Raw genomic sequence first — 13,477 nt, 5'->3', positions numbered from 1 at the left:
TGACCCCCACCGCCCCGGACTCCGGGGTGACGTCCGGGGCGGTGGGGGTCATCGCAGCCATCGGGCGCTCCTGCGCTGGAGGGGGAGGTAGATCGCCATGACCAGGCCGGCGATCAGGATCATGTCGAGGCCGAGGGCGAGGGCGACGTTCTCCTGGCCGACCAGGACGTTGCCGGAGAGGGCGTCCGCGATCTTCAGGGTGACCAGGGGGACGGAGCCGCCGACGAGGGCCGCGGCGGTCGCGTGGGCGGCGAAGGCGCTGCCGAAGAGCAGCACGAACCCGCCGAGCAGCGAGGGCGCGAGGACCGGGATGCCGACGTGGCGCCAGTACTGCCATCCGCCGGCGCCCGCGTTCTGCGCGGCCTCCCGCCACTGGGGGCGCAGGCCGTCGAGGGCGGGCAGGATCACCAGGACCATGAGGGGGATGAGGAAGTACAGGTAGACGACGGCGAGGCCGCCGAAGGAGTACAGGTTCCAGCCGAGGCTCGTGAGGTCGGCGAGCTGGGTGACCACTCCGGAGATGCCGACGGTCGCGATGAACGCGAACGCGAGGGGAACGCCGCCGAAGTTGGCGAGGACACCGGAGGCGGTGAGGACGGCGCTGCGCAGGGCCCGGGACCGGGAGGTGACGACGGCCTGGGCGATGAGGACGCCGAGGACGGAGCCGATCAGGGCGGTGAGCGCGGAGAGTTGCACGCTGCCGAGGAGGGAGCCGAGGTAGGGGCCCTGGAGCGAGCGGCTCAGGTGCTCGCCGGTGAGGGCGGTGGCGCCGGTGGCCGGATCGGTGCGGGTGACGGCGCCGAACAGGAGGGCGCCGAGGGGCAGTCCGAAGGCGAGGGCCGTGAAGGCGATCAGGGGGAGGGCGGCGAGCCAGGTGCGCGGGCCGCGCCGCCGGCGGCGGGTGCCGCCGGCGGTTCCCTCGGTGGGGGTGGCTGAGGACATCAGGAGAGGGCCTTGTCCCACTTCTCGGCGAGGGTGGCCTTGGCCTTGTCGAGCTCGGCGGAGGCCGGGAAGGCGGGGGTGCCGTCGACCTTGGGGAGCTTGGCCACGAAGGTCTTGTCGGCGGTGCCGTCGGCGGTCATGGCCGGCAGCAGGACGGGGCGGGCGTAGCCCTTGAGCCAGAGGTTCTGGCCCTCGGTGCTGTAGAGGAACTCCATCCACAGGCGGGCGGCCGCGGGGTGCGGGGCGTCCTTGCTGACGGCCTGGGAGTAGAACTGCGCGTACACGCCGTCGGTGGGGACGGTGACCTGCCAGTCGACGCCCTTGCCCTTGAACTGGTCGGCGTAGCCGGCGTTGAGGTAGTCCCAGTCGATGCTGATGGGCGTCTCGCCCTTCTCGACCGTGGCCGGGGTGGACTCGACGGGGATGAAGTTGCCGCTCTTGCGCAGCGTGCCGAAGAAGTCGATGCCGGGCTGGATGTCGGCGAAGGAGCCCTTGTTGGCGAGGGCGGCCGCGTACACGCCGCCGAAGGCGGAGCCGGACTTGGTCGGGTTGCCGTTGAGGGCGACCTTGCCCTTGTACTCGGGCTTGAGGAGGTCGGCGAAGGTCTTCGGGCAGTTCGGGATGCGCTTGGCGTCGCAGCCGATGGAGACGTAGCCGCCGTAGTCGTTGTACCAGCGGCCGTCGGCGTCCTTCTGCGCGTCGGGGATCTTGCCCCAGGCCTCGACCTTGTACGGGGCGAACAGGCCCTCCTCGGCGCCGCTGCGGGCGAAGGCGATGCCCAGGTCCAGGACGTCGGGGGCGCGCTTCTGGCCCTTGCGGGACTTGACGGCGGCGATCTCGTCGGCGCTGGAGGCGTCGGGGTTCTCGCTCTCGACCTTGATGCCGTACTTGGTCTCGAACGCCTTGATCAGCTCACCGTAGTTGGCCCAGTCCGGCGGAAGGGCGATGACGTGCAGCGCGCCCTCCTGCTTCGCCGCCTTGACGAGGGCGTCCATGCCGCCGAAGTCCTTGGCCGAGGCGGCGGTGGCCGACTTCGCACCCTTGCCGTCGGTGCCGGCCGCGCCCTCGGGAGCGGCGCCACAGGCGGTGAGGGTGGTCAGGACGACGGCGCCGAGCAGGGCTGCGGCGACGGGGGTTCTGCGCACGGGGTTCTCCCAGAAGCAAGTGACGGAACTTGTCTGAACAAGACGCCCTTAGTTCGCCCGCGCATCCTGTCTGGAAAGTGAACGGGACATGGCGAGATCCAAACGCCTCCCGGAAGAGCCGGTTGTGGTGAACCACGGGTGAACCCCGCGGACTTGAGATGAACCGACGGATCCGTACGGCGTCAGATCGTCGGGTTAGGGTGGACATCGGGACAGCACACCCCGTGACCGGGTGCGCACAGCGAAGTACGAAATGGGGGGCAACTGTGACGGCGCTCTACGTGGAGATCGCGGAGGAACTCCGGCGCTCGATCCTCAGCGGCGAGTACCCCGTCGGCGCCCGCCTGCCGTCCGAGAGCGACCTCGCCGACCGCTGGTGCGCGTCACGCGGCACGGTGCGCCAGGCCGTCGCCCTGCTCACCTCGGAGGGGATCATCGGCTCGCGCCAGGGCGCCCGCCGGATCGTGCTCCGCAGGGAACGCCGGCACAGCTTCGCCGAGCTCCACAGCTTCGCCCAGTGGGCGCGGACCATGGGCTATCGCTCGGCGAGCCGCTTCCTCCGTCGCGAGCGCCGCGCGGCCACGCCCGAGGAGGCGCGCCGCCTGGCCCTCCCGGAAGGGGCCGGGGTCCTCGACGTCCTGCGCCTGCGCTCCCTGGACGACGAACCGGTGATGCTGGAGCGCACGGCGTACGCGGAGTGGGTCGCGCCCACCGTCGAGTCCCTGCCCGTCGACTGCCCCTCGATCATGGACAGCATGGCCGAGGACGCGGGGATCGTCGCCCACTACGGCGAGCACCTCATCGACGCGGTGCCCGCCGGGAGCGACGACGCCCGTCTGCTCCGGGTCCGCCGGGGCAGCCCGCTCCTCCGGCAGCGGCACCTCACCAGCAACCAGGACGGCCGCCCCATCGAGTGGACCGAGGACCGCTACCGCGCGGGGAGCGTCACCTTCAACGTGAGCAACTCGGTGGGCACGGCCCCGCTGGTCCGGGACCCCGGCTCGCTGCTGATGTGAGGTCCGGCGAGGGCGCGTCGGCGGTCACGGGCGGGACCGAGGAGCCCACCGTTTTCCGTCAGTCAAACGGCATTTGACGAAGCCCATATGACGGTGCGTCACGACGGGTCGCCACGTACACTCGCCGGCATGGCATCCCGCATCAGTGAGCTGGTCCTCGACTGCGCCGACCCCGAGCGGCTCGCCGCGTTCTGGAGCGAGGTCCTCGACTACGTCGAGGTCGGTCGGGAGGACGACGGAAGCATCGAGCTCGGGCCGCCCGGCGTCGGCTTCGGCGGCGCGCAGCCGACTCTCATCCTCAGCCCCAGCAGCGAGCCGCGGACCGGGAAGCTCCGGCTGCACATCGATGTGAACGCCACCGACCGCGACCAGGGCGCCGAACTGGAGCGGCTGCTCGCGCTCGGCGCCGAGCCCGTCGACGTCGGCCAGAGCGGCGCCGAGAACTGGCACGTCCTGGCCGATCCGGAAGGCAACGAGTTCTGCCTCCTGCACCAGCGGCTCAAGCCCCTCTGACCGCCGCACCGCCGCCCCCCGGACACGCGCGGGGACCGGACCGGCCCGCGACGCCCCATCCGGACTCCCACCCGGTCGGCAGACACGCCGTCCGGGCCGAGTCACCGCCTGGAAAGTATGATCAAGCGATGTCTGACATGACTGAGACCACGCCCGGCTGGCTGACCACGGACGAACTGGGCACAGCCAGGGCCCGGATGCCGATCCTCTACGTCGAGGCCGTCCCCGTGCGCGTGGACGACAGCGGCGAAGTCACCAGCATCGGACTGCTCCTGCGGATCGGCGCCGAAGGAACGATCAGCCGCACCCTGGTGTCCGGCCGGGTCATGCACCACGAGCGCGTCCGTGACGCCCTGCTGCGCCACCTGGAGAAGGACCTCGGGCCGGTGGCCCTGCCCCGCGTCCCCGCCTCCCTGCAGCCCTTCACCGTCGCCGAGTACTTCCCCACGGCCGGCATCACCCCCTTCCACGATCCGCGCCAGCACGCCGTGTCCCTCGCGTACGTCGTCCCGGTCACCGGCGACTGCCGCCCGCGGCAGGACGCGCTCGACCTGGTCTGGTTCAGCCCGCAGGAAGCGGCCTCCCCGGCCGTGCAGAACGAGATGCCCGGCGGCCAGGGGACACTCCTCAAGCAGGCCCTCGCCCACGTCGGGCACGCCTACTGAGCCCCCGCCCCGCAGGGCCCCCGCGCGATTCGGCTTGACCTTGACACGGTGACAAGGTCTTCGCTGTGCCCGAGGAGGTGGTCCCGATGACCATGACGAACGAGGGTACGAAGATGACGCGGGCCCTGCGGGGGCTCGAGAGCGACAGCTCGTCGGTGCGACTGCGGGCCGCGCTCGCGGTGGGCACGGCCCCGGACCCGCGCTGCGTCGACGCGCTCGTCGGACGCTGCGCGATCGAGCCCGATTTCCAGGTCCGCGAGATGCTCACCTGGGCGCTCACCCGCCACGCGTCGGCGCTGACGCTCCCCCGGCTCCTGGGCGAGCTCCGCTCGGAGCTCGCCCAGGCCCGGAGCCAGGCCCTGCACACCCTGTCCAAGATCGGGGACGGGCGGGCCTGGCCGGCGATCACGCGGGAGCTGATGACCGACGCCGACGACGAGGTGGCGCGCAGCGCCTGGCGGGCGGCGGTCGTGCTCGTGCCCGAGGGCGAGCAGTCCGGCCTGGCCCGGGTCCTTGCGACCCAGCTCGGGCGGGGCGGGCGCGAGACGCGGCTGAGCCTCAGCCGTGCGCTGATCGCGCTCGGCGAGGCGATGACGCCGGTCCTGCGCGCGGCGATGTCGGATTCCCGCCCGCACGTACGACAGCACGCGATCGCCACGGAGAAGCTGGCGCGCGACCCGGACGCCGGATTCGACTTCGCCGTCGAGGAGGCGAAGCGGATCGTGGCCCTCGGCACGACCGGCCAGGAGGAGTGACGGACGGTGTTGATCGGTGAGGTGGCGCGGTACTCCGGGGTCAGTGCCCGCATGCTCCGGCATTACGAGGCGCTCGGCCTGGTGCGGCCGACGGGCCGTACCGGCGCCGGCTACCGGGAGTACGCGGACGAGGACATCCGGCGCATCTTCCACGTCGAGAGCCTGCGGTCCCTGGGGCTTTCCCTGCGGGAGGTCGGGCGCGCGCTCGACGATCCCGGCTTCGCGCCCTCGGAGCTCGTCGAGGACCTCATCCGCCAGTCGCAGGGCCGCATCGCGGCCGAGACGGAGCTGCTCACCCGGCTGCGCCGGATCGGTTCCGCGGAGCCCGCCGGCTGGCAGGACGTCCTCCAGATCGTCGCCCTCCTCCAGGCGCTGGGCTCGCACAGCCCCGGGACGCGCCAGCGCGCGGCCCTGTCCTCGGCGTCCTCGGCCGAAGAGGTCCCGGTGCCGGTGGAGGCGCTGGTCGAGGCGGTACTGGGCGAGGCGGACCCCATCGTCGAGGGCGCCCTCCGCTGGGCCCTGGCGCGCTCGGGCGACGGCGGGCTGCCGCTCCTCGCGCGCGGCCTCGGCTCACCGGTGGCCGAGGTACGCAGACGTGCCGTCCGGTCCGTCGCCGAGCTCCCGGGCGGCGAGGCGACCGCCCTGCTGCGGGAGGCCCTCGCGGACCCCGACGTCGCGGTGCGGAGGTGCGCCGCCCTGGAGCTGGGGGCGCGCGACGTGGCCGACGCGGTCCCGACGCTCGTCGACATGGTCGTCGAGGAGGTGAACGACGTCGACGCGGCCGACGCGCTGGGCACGCTGGCGGGCCGTCCCGCGCTCGCGGACCGGATCACCGGTCTGCTCGTCGAGCGCCTCGCCCACTCCGCCGCGCAGCCGTCCGCGCGCCGGCGCCTCGCGCAGGCCCTCGCGGACATCCCGGGAACGACGGCGTCGGACGCGCTGACGGAGCTGTCCCACGACGAGGACCGCGCCGTCGCGCTGACCGCCACGTACGTCCTGGGGATGCGCGAGACGCGCGCTGCCGGACCCTGGGGCGTGACCGGCTACGGCCCGCTGACGGACCCTGGCGCGTGACCGGCTACGGCCGGGTGTACCGGCGGATGCGGTAGCGCAGGCCGGTCGTGGAGTCCCGCCAGCCGGTGTCCTCCGCGATCCGCCAGTCGGCGTCGAGGGAGGGGGCGTAGGTGTCGCCGACGACCGGGGTGTCGACTTCCGTCACCGAGAGTGTCCGGGCGTGCGGCAGGGTGGCGCGGTAGATCTCGCCCCCGCCCATCACCCAGGCGAGGACCTCGGCGGCCGGTTCCGGCGCCCCGGCCGCCGGGTCACCGGCCGCGCCGGTCGATCCCGCCGCCAGGGCGAGGGCCGCTTCGACGGATCCCGCGCGCTCCGCGCCCTCGGCCGTCCACTGCGCGTCCCGGGTCACCACGATGTTGCGGCGGCCCACCAGGGGACGGAAGCGGGCGGGCAGCGAGTCCCAGGTCTTGCGGCCCATGATCACGGGGTGACCGAGGGTGGTCGCCTTGAAGTGCGCCATGTCCTCGGGGAGGCGCCACGGGATCGTGTTGTCGACGCCGATCACGCCGTCGGGGGTCTGCGCCCAGATGAGCCCGATGTTCGTGCGCGTGCTCATACCGCGACCGGAGCCTTGATGGCCGGGTGGTGCCGGTAGCCCACGATCTCCACGTCGGAGTAGGCGTAGTCGAACAGCGAGTCGGCCTTGCGCAGCTTCAGCTCGGGGAACGCGTACGGGGTGCGGGTGAGCTGCTCGGTCACCTGCTCCACGTGGTTGTCGTAGATGTGGCAGTCGCCGCCGGTCCAGATGAAGTCGCCCGGTTCGAGGCCGGTCTGCTGGGCCACCATGTGGGTGAGCAGGGCGTAGCTGGCGATGTTGAACGGGACGCCGAGGAACAGGTCCGCGCTGCGCTGGTAGAGCTGGCAGGAGAGCTTGCCGTCGGCGACGTAGAACTGGAAGAAGGCGTGGCACGGAGCGAGCGCCATCCGGTCGAGTTCGGCGACGTTCCAGGCGGACACGATCATCCGGCGGGAGTCCGGGTCGCGGCGCAGCGTGTCGAGGAGCTGGCTGATCTGGTCGATGTGCCGGCCGTCGGGCGTGGGCCAGGAGCGCCACTGCACGCCGTAGACGGGGCCGAGCTCGCCCTTGTCGTCGGCCCACTCGTCCCAGATGGAGACGCCGTTCTCCTGGAGCCAGCCGACGTTCGAGTCGCCGCGCAGGAACCACAGCAGCTCGTACACGATGGACTTGAGGTGCACCTTCTTGGTGGTGACCAGCGGGAAGCCCTGCGAGAGGTCGTAGCGGAGCTGGTGCCCGAAGATGCTCCGGGTGCCTGTGCCCGTCCGGTCGGCCTTCGCCGTCCCCGAGGTGAGCACCGTCTTCAACAGGTCTTCGTACTGGGTATCCGCCACGGTCTCCGAGTCTACCGCCGGCCACCTCCCACCCTCGACAGCCGGGTGGGCCCATTGCCTGGTCACCGTCGTGCGGGCGGTCTCGTCGACGTGGAGGGTGAAGACGTCGGGGCGGGCGTAGTGGCCGGTGGTGTCGAGGTCGAAACGGGCGCGTGCGAGCTCGTCGAGGTCGAGTTCGGCGGTCAGGACGCCCTCGCCGTCGCGCAGCGGTCCGGCGAGGACCTCGCCCAGCGGGGAGACGATGACGGAGCCGCCGCCGATCAGTACGGTGTCGGGCGCCTCGCCCTGGACGGGGCGGAGGTCGTCCGGCAGGCCGTCGCGGCGCAGGTACTGGCAGGCGGAGAGGACGAAGCAGCGGCCTTCCAGGGCGATGTGGCGCATGGTGGCCTGCCAGGCGTCGCGGTCGTCGACGGTCGGCGCGCACCACAGGTCCACGCCCTTGGCGTACATCGCGGTGCGCAGGAGCGGCATGTAGTTCTCCCAGCAGACGGCCGCGCCGAGGCGTCCGGTGCCGGTGTCGACGACGGGCAGGGTGGAGCCGTCTCCCTGGCCCCACAGGAAGCGCTCGGCGGCGGTGGGCATGAGCTTGCGGTGCAGGCCGAGGTAGCCGTCGGGGCCGAAGAAGAGCGCCACGCAGTACAGGGGGGAGCCCTGGCGCTCGACCGCGCCGATCACGGCGCGGCGGGGCCCGTCAGAGGTCGGAGTCATGCCCCCGACGCCAGGAACACCGCCGCCGATCGGCAAGCAGGCCGCGACGGGGTACGGGTCGGGCAGCGCGCGACAGACGTCGGGGCAGGACTTTGAATGGAGATATGAGCACCGTTCGATGGCTTGCCGCGGCAGGACTGGCGGCGGCGCTTGTAGGCGCCGCGGCACCCAGCCCCACACCGCCTCCACCGCAACCCCCGCCCCAGCTCGACGACGCCGATGTGCAGCGCGCCGTCGACCAGCTCGACGCAGTCGTCAAGGACGCCATGAAACGCACCGGCGTGCCGGGCGTCGCCGTCGGAGTCGTCCACGACGGCAAGGTGATCTACCTGAAGGGCTACGGCGTACGGAAGGTCGGCGAGAGCGCCACCGTCGACGCCGACACCGTGTTCCAACTGGCCTCCGTGTCGAAGCCGGTCGCCTCCACCGTGATGGCCGGGGCCATCGGTGTCGACGGCTGGGCCAAGCCGGTCGCCCCGAACCTGCCGGACTTCGCGCTCAAGGACCCGTGGGTCACCTCCCACGTGACGGCCGCCGACCTGTTCGCGCACCGCAGCGGCCTGCCCGACCACGCGGGCGACCTGCTCGAAGACCTCGGCTACGACCGCTCGTACATCCTGTCCCATCTGCGGTACGAGCCCCTCACCCCCTTCCGTGCCAGCTACGCGTACACCAACTTCGGCCTCACGGCCGCTGCAGAGGCGGTCGCCAACGAGAAGGGCGTGTCCTGGGAGAAGCTCTCCGCCGACACGCTCTACAAGCCGGCCGGCATGAACTCCACCAGTTCTCGCTTCGACGACTTCGCGAAGGCCACCGACCGGGCCTGGGGCCACGCCAAGGTCGACGGCGTCTGGAAGGCCCAGTACATACGGAACCCGGACGCCCAGTCCCCCGCCGGCGGAGTCAGCTCCAGCGCCCGTGACATGACGACCTGGCTGAACCTTCAGCTCGCCAACGGCAAGCTGAACGGAAAGCAGATCATCAACGCCGAGGCCCTTGAGCGCACCCACTGGCCCGAGTCGGTCTCGAATCCGCCGCACGCCCCGGCCGGCCGGACCGGCTTCTACGGCCTCGGCTGGAACGTGAGTTACGACGACGAGGGCCGGCTCAGGCTCTCGCACACCGGAGGGTTCGAGCTGGGCGCGCACACCAACGTGACGATGCTGCCCGGCGAGCAGCTCGGCATCGTCGTCCTGACCAATGCCTCACCGGTCGGGGTCGCCGACGCCGTCGCCCTCGACTTCTTCGACATCGCGCAGACCGGCAAGGTCAGCCGTGACTGGATCCCCCTCGTGGACTCGGTGTACCAGCAGCAGACGGACGCGCTCCGGTCGAAGACCGACTACGCCCACCCGCCGTCCGGCGCAGCGCCGGCGAAGGCCGCCGACACGTACGCGGGCACGTTCGAGAACCCCTACTACGGGCAGGCGAAGGTCGTCGCGGGCACGGACGGCGCCCTGACGCTCCAGCTGGGCCCGAAGCCGCAGTCGTACCGGCTCACGCACTACGCCGGCGACACGTTCAGCTTCCAGACGGCCGGCGAGAACGCCGTAGGCCTCACCGGGGTCACTTTCACCCCGGACGGAAAGTCCTTCACCGTCGAATACTTGAACCACGAGGGCCTGGGCAAGTTCATCCGCGCCAACGGCAGTTGACGTCACCTCCATGGCCAAGTGGCCTCGCGGCCCGCCTCGATGAGCCCGACCATGCGGAACGCGGCGTCCGTGAGGCCGCCGAAGGTGTGCCGGTGGCGGCCCGTGGGGCCGTGGGCGGGCTGATATCCCGCCAGGTTCCAGGTGTACACGGGGATGCGGGCCGGGACCGTCTCGGTCGGAACGGCAGGCGCGTACGGGGCGGTCTGTTCGTCGGTGACGATCAGGATCCGGTCGTGCTCCTGGTAGTGCTTCCGTACCGCCTTCGCGGTGTATGTGCCTCCCATGCTGCGGAAGCGTTTCAGCACGTCGAGCACCGGCTCGCCCGGGGCGAACGGCACCGCCGCGCTGCCCCAGCCGAACTCCACCAGGTCAGCCTGCTCGGCGCGCATGGCCAGCGCGGTGCCGAACACGGCGGCCGCGTCCGCGCGGGTCAGCGTGGACCGCTCCGAGACCGTGTCCCAGAACATGGAGTCGGACCGGTCCACCAGGATCAGGGTCCGGCCTGGCAGGGCGGGCACGTTGGCCAGGGAGTGGCCCAGGGCCCGTTCCAGCGGGGCCGCCCAGCGCGGTGACGGCGCGTGCTGGTGGGCGGCCAGGTAGCGGAAGGGGAACTGCCGGGAACGGGCGACCTCGGAGGCGTCCGAGAGCCGGGCGGCGACCCGGGCCGCCACCTCGTCCGAGACTCCCGTCTCGTCGAAGTTCCGCAGGTTCCTGAGGAGCGCCATCGTCCCCATCGTGGGGATCACGGCCTCCCAGACGGCGGCGTCCATCGGTCCGTGGAGCCAGCCCGCCAGGGCCTCCCACGTCATGCCTGCCGCGGCAAGGCGTTCGGAGCCGCCCGGCCCGGTCACCAGGGCCCGCCGCTCGTCCGCCGCCGACTCCATCAGCGCCCGGTGGGCGGTCAGAAGGTGGTCGGAGGCCGGCGGGACCGCCTGCTCCGGGTGGTGGCGGCGGTCCAGGGCGTACCGGAAGAGCGCGCCCTGCCAGGGCTTGTCCGGGTCGGGGGTGGCGTGCACGAGGTTGAGCACGTCGCCGAAGCGGAAGGCCTTGGACGCGGTGTCGTACTTGAGCAGGGACCGGGACGTGTACAGGCGGCGTACGCCGTCGGCGACGCCCCGCTTCACGGGCTGCGGCACGTTCCGCCCGTACGCCGCGATCCAGTGGGCGAGCAGTTCGCCGGGCTCGTCGGCGCGCTGGAGCACGGAGTCGATCACGGACCGGTTGGACGGGCCGCCGGTCGCCCCGGCCTCGAGCCGGGCCCTGACGTACGCGGCGGCGCCCACGAGGGACGCCGTGCGCAGGTTGCCCTCGCCGCGCAGCCAGCGCAGCAGACCGGCCGTCCACTCCGGGTCCTGGACGGCGAGTTCGCCGACGAGACGGGTGTACCGCTCGTCGCGCTCCTCGCCGCTCTCGTAGAAGGTCCGCTGGGAGACGAGGTTGCCGACGGCGAGGAGGAAGAGCTCGTCGCGGGGCTCCCGGACGAAGGCCGGACCGCCCGCGTAGGTGCGGAAGTCCGGCTCGCCGGGCCGGTGGTGGAGCCGTGGTGAGGACGCGGGCATGGCGCGGGCGGCCGCCAGGACGTGCGGGGCCACGAGCATGTCGGACCACGTCTTGGAGACGCGCGGGGTGTGACGAGGCAGTGAATCCCCCGGATTCAAAGGGTTCGGGAGCCCCGGGCACGATGTCCGGCGGGGCGAAGGCGCCCGCGCCCGCCGAGATCTGAGAAGGCGGCGGCGTCACTTGTGTTTTCGGAAGGAAGTAGCCGCAGCCGAGCGCATCGGAGGCGCGGTCGCTCCGCCAACCTACAAGGTCCGCCGCGCCGCACACCACCGATTAACGCGGGTCCCGGCTCCGTCGGCCGCTCGCCCCCGGCAGCCGGCCGGGGCCTGTCCGGCCCTGACCCGCCGGACAGGCCTTCAGGGCAAGGCCCAGCAGCAGCACCGCGTACGCGCTCAGTACGCCGGCTCCGGCCCACCAGGGAAGGGGGAAGTAGCCGGTGGAGGGCGCGTAGTGGGCGAGCACCTGCGGATGGGCGACGAGGGACTGCTGGGTGGCGAAGCCGGCGGCCGGGGTGATGCGCAGGAGCCACTGTGAAAGGCCGTCGGGAAGCAGCGGGAAGGAGGTCACCACGTACGGGACGGCGAGGGCCAGGACGGCGACGGGGAGCGCGGCCCGGGCGCGGCGCAGCAGGGCGCCGAGCGCGAGGGCGAGCACGGCGGCGAGGGCGAGCGCCGCGGCCGTGCCGACGACGACCCGCGTCCCGGTGAGCGCGGACGCCCCGAGGACGGGGATGCCGTTCCCCTTCAGGATCGTCACGCCGACGGGTATCACGATGCCGACGGCGAGCAGACCGGTCACGAACGTGACGGCCGCGACGACGATCGCCTTGGCCGTGAGTTCCGCGCGGGTGACCGGCGCGCCGCCCGTGGCTTCGCGGCGGTACGCGGTGGTGGCGAACCGCACCGCGACCACGAGCACGACGAGGAGGGCGAGGGCCAGGCCGCCGAGGGTGCGCTCCACGGGCCGGGCGCCGTCCTCGGCGCCCGCCGGACCGATGTCGCCGGAGCCGGTGACGGTGACCGTCCCGTTCCTCTCCACCGCTCCGGACGCCCGGACCCGCTTCTCCCAGTCGGTCCGGTTCGCCTCCCCGACGGTGTCGCTCCGCCAGCCCGCGGCGGCGGCCGTGCCCTTGAGGGCGACGTGGTCGAAGACGCCGGCGGCCTGGGTCCAGCGCACCTGTTCCGTGGCGCCGCCGAGGCCGACGCGCCGCAGGGTCAGGTCGCCGGGAGAGGTGGCGAAGAGGCCGACCTGTACGGTGCCGGTCAGCCCCGTCAGGCGTGCCGTGCCGACCTTCGTCCACCGCTCGCCGTCGGCGGACTCGTGGCCGGTGACGGTGTCGCCCGACCGGGTCAGCCGCAGCCAGCGCGGGGTCCGGGCCGAGACCTCGCCGCCGTTGCCGCCGCTTCCGGCGATGTCGTGGAGGTAGTCGTACTGCATGCGCACGCCGTGGCCGCCGGTGACCATCAGCGCCGCGTACGAGGAGCCCTGGCGGACCCCGTCCTTGATGATGATCCCGGCCTTCGCCCAGGGCACGAGACCGGGGACGATCCGGTCGTGGTGGGGCGGCGGGTAGGTGATCGTGCCCGACATGGACGTCATGCGGACCGTGATGCCGCCGTTCTCGCCCAGTTCCCGGTGCAGATAGGAGAACTGGTCGTTGACGAGGGAGCCGTCCGGCCCGGTCGGATCGGCGGGGCACGGGCCGTCGCAGGACGCGTGGTTGCCTGACGCGTAGAGCAGGCCGAGGACGATGACGGCCAGCATCGCCGCCGCCAGGGCGATCAGCCGGCCCGGGCGGCGGAAACCGGTCCACTCCCGGCGGACCGCGTGGAGTACTGCGTGGGTCGAAGACATGACCACGGTTGTACGCAGGACGCCGTGACGGGGTCCGAACCGTGCCTGTCACTTCGCTGTTAGGTGCGGCGGGGCATGCTGGATCCGGCCGGACACGCGCGGGAAGGGGAGCATGGGCATGCTGCGGGGCGGAACTGTCGGACGGCGCTTCACGATCCTGTACGCCGCGGGGTTCCTCGGCTCCGGGATCGTGCTGCTCGCCCTGACCTACCTGATGTCCGGTGCCCGGCTGTCCGCACC

Annotated in this window: 12 protein-coding genes and 1 pseudogene; 6 read left to right on the top strand and 7 right to left on the bottom strand. The window is 72.2% G+C overall.

Annotated elements, in window-relative coordinates:
- Window positions 1-48: 48 nt before the first annotated feature.
- Both CCN56_RS36840 and CCN56_RS36835 read right to left on the bottom strand, forming a co-directional pair.
- Window positions 49-942 carry an ABC transporter permease subunit gene (locus CCN56_RS36840; protein WP_086832081.1) on the bottom strand — a complete coding sequence of 298 codons (894 nt, stop codon included), beginning with the start codon at window positions 940-942 and terminating at the stop codon, window positions 49-51.
- Window positions 942-2,087, bottom strand: a complete 1,146-nt coding sequence (locus CCN56_RS36835; RefSeq protein WP_086832080.1) for an ABC transporter substrate-binding protein — start codon at window positions 2,085-2,087, stop codon at window positions 942-944. Before CCN56_RS36835 ends, CCN56_RS36840 begins: the two co-directional genes overlap by 1 nt.
- Window positions 2,088-2,353: 266 nt before the next feature.
- Between CCN56_RS36835 and CCN56_RS36830 the strand changes: the two genes are divergently transcribed.
- From CCN56_RS36830 to CCN56_RS36810, 5 genes are all read left to right on the top strand, one after another.
- Window positions 2,354-3,103 carry a GntR family transcriptional regulator gene (locus CCN56_RS36830; protein WP_256962364.1) on the top strand — a complete coding sequence of 250 codons (750 nt, stop codon included), beginning with the start codon at window positions 2,354-2,356 and terminating at the stop codon, window positions 3,101-3,103.
- Between the two features lie 129 nt (window positions 3,104-3,232).
- Entirely contained in the window at window positions 3,233-3,616 is a 384-nt protein-coding gene (locus tag CCN56_RS36825) for a VOC family protein (RefSeq protein WP_086832083.1), read from the top strand.
- Between the two features lie 137 nt (window positions 3,617-3,753).
- Complete coding sequence (locus CCN56_RS36820) at window positions 3,754-4,281, top strand: NUDIX hydrolase family protein (RefSeq protein ID WP_086832078.1); 528 nt, start codon at window positions 3,754-3,756, stop codon at window positions 4,279-4,281.
- 86 nt (window positions 4,282-4,367) lie between these two features.
- Window positions 4,368-5,036 (top strand): HEAT repeat domain-containing protein, encoded by a 669-nt coding sequence (locus CCN56_RS36815; RefSeq protein ID WP_086832082.1) that lies wholly within the window; start codon window positions 4,368-4,370, stop codon window positions 5,034-5,036.
- 6 nt (window positions 5,037-5,042) lie between these two features.
- Entirely contained in the window at window positions 5,043-6,110 is a 1,068-nt protein-coding gene (locus tag CCN56_RS36810; RefSeq protein WP_086832077.1) for a HEAT repeat domain-containing protein, read from the top strand.
- Between the two features lie 4 nt (window positions 6,111-6,114).
- Here CCN56_RS36810 and CCN56_RS36805 read toward each other — a convergent pair whose 3' ends face one another.
- The 3 genes and pseudogenes from CCN56_RS36805 to CCN56_RS43995 form a co-directional block, all read right to left on the bottom strand.
- A complete protein-coding gene (locus CCN56_RS36805) occupies window positions 6,115-6,666 on the bottom strand; it encodes a dihydrofolate reductase (protein WP_086832076.1) in 552 nt (183 codons plus the stop codon).
- Window positions 6,663-7,460: a thymidylate synthase gene (locus CCN56_RS44000; protein ID WP_218779490.1), complete on the bottom strand. Its 798-nt coding sequence runs from the start codon at window positions 7,458-7,460 to the stop codon at window positions 6,663-6,665. The genes CCN56_RS36805 and CCN56_RS44000 overlap by 4 nt, the downstream gene beginning before the upstream one ends.
- Window positions 7,461-7,616: 156 nt before the next feature.
- A pseudogene (locus CCN56_RS43995) lies at window positions 7,617-8,168 on the bottom strand (nitrilase-related carbon-nitrogen hydrolase); the annotation flags it as partial.
- 104 nt (window positions 8,169-8,272) lie between these two features.
- Between CCN56_RS43995 and CCN56_RS36795 the strand changes: the two are divergent.
- Window positions 8,273-9,823, top strand: coding sequence for a serine hydrolase (locus CCN56_RS36795; RefSeq protein WP_086832074.1), 1,551 nt, complete (start codon window positions 8,273-8,275; stop codon window positions 9,821-9,823).
- Between the two features lie 2 nt (window positions 9,824-9,825).
- Here the strand turns inward: CCN56_RS36795 and CCN56_RS36790 are convergent, their stop codons facing one another.
- Window positions 9,826-11,421: a TROVE domain-containing protein gene (locus tag CCN56_RS36790; RefSeq protein WP_086832073.1), complete on the bottom strand. Its 1,596-nt coding sequence runs from the start codon at window positions 11,419-11,421 to the stop codon at window positions 9,826-9,828.
- A gap of 235 nt (window positions 11,422-11,656) precedes the next feature.
- Window positions 11,657-13,237 carry a DUF1349 domain-containing protein gene (locus CCN56_RS36785; RefSeq protein ID WP_218779489.1) on the bottom strand — a complete coding sequence of 527 codons (1,581 nt, stop codon included), beginning with the start codon at window positions 13,235-13,237 and terminating at the stop codon, window positions 11,657-11,659.
- Window positions 13,238-13,477: the final 240 nt, after the last annotated feature.

Origin of the sequence: Streptomyces sp. NRRL B-24572, from assembly GCF_002156145.1 — a bacterium.
GTDB classification, from domain to species: Bacteria; Actinomycetota; Actinomycetes; order Streptomycetales; family Streptomycetaceae; genus Streptomyces; species Streptomyces vietnamensis.
The sequence above is the reverse complement of the archived record's forward strand: the minus strand, read 5'-3'. Positions and strand labels throughout refer to the sequence as shown.

Coding starts and splice junctions, on each gene's coding strand:
- CCN56_RS36840 (WP_086832081.1), bottom strand. CDS start 942: ATGTCCTCAGCCACCCCCACCGAGGGAACCGCCGGCGGCACCCGCCGC.
- CCN56_RS36795 (WP_086832074.1), top strand. CDS start 8,273: ATGAGCACCGTTCGATGGCTTGCCGCGGCAGGACTGGCGGCGGCGCTT.
- CCN56_RS36785 (WP_218779489.1), bottom strand. CDS start 13,237: ATGTCTTCGACCCACGCAGTACTCCACGCGGTCCGCCGGGAGTGGACC.
- CCN56_RS36805 (WP_086832076.1), bottom strand. CDS start 6,666: ATGAGCACGCGCACGAACATCGGGCTCATCTGGGCGCAGACCCCCGAC.
- CCN56_RS36825 (WP_086832083.1), top strand. CDS start 3,233: ATGGCATCCCGCATCAGTGAGCTGGTCCTCGACTGCGCCGACCCCGAG.
- CCN56_RS36820 (WP_086832078.1), top strand. CDS start 3,754: ATGACTGAGACCACGCCCGGCTGGCTGACCACGGACGAACTGGGCACA.
- CCN56_RS36790 (WP_086832073.1), bottom strand. CDS start 11,421: ATGCTCGTGGCCCCGCACGTCCTGGCGGCCGCCCGCGCCATGCCCGCG.
- CCN56_RS36815 (WP_086832082.1), top strand. CDS start 4,368: ATGACCATGACGAACGAGGGTACGAAGATGACGCGGGCCCTGCGGGGG.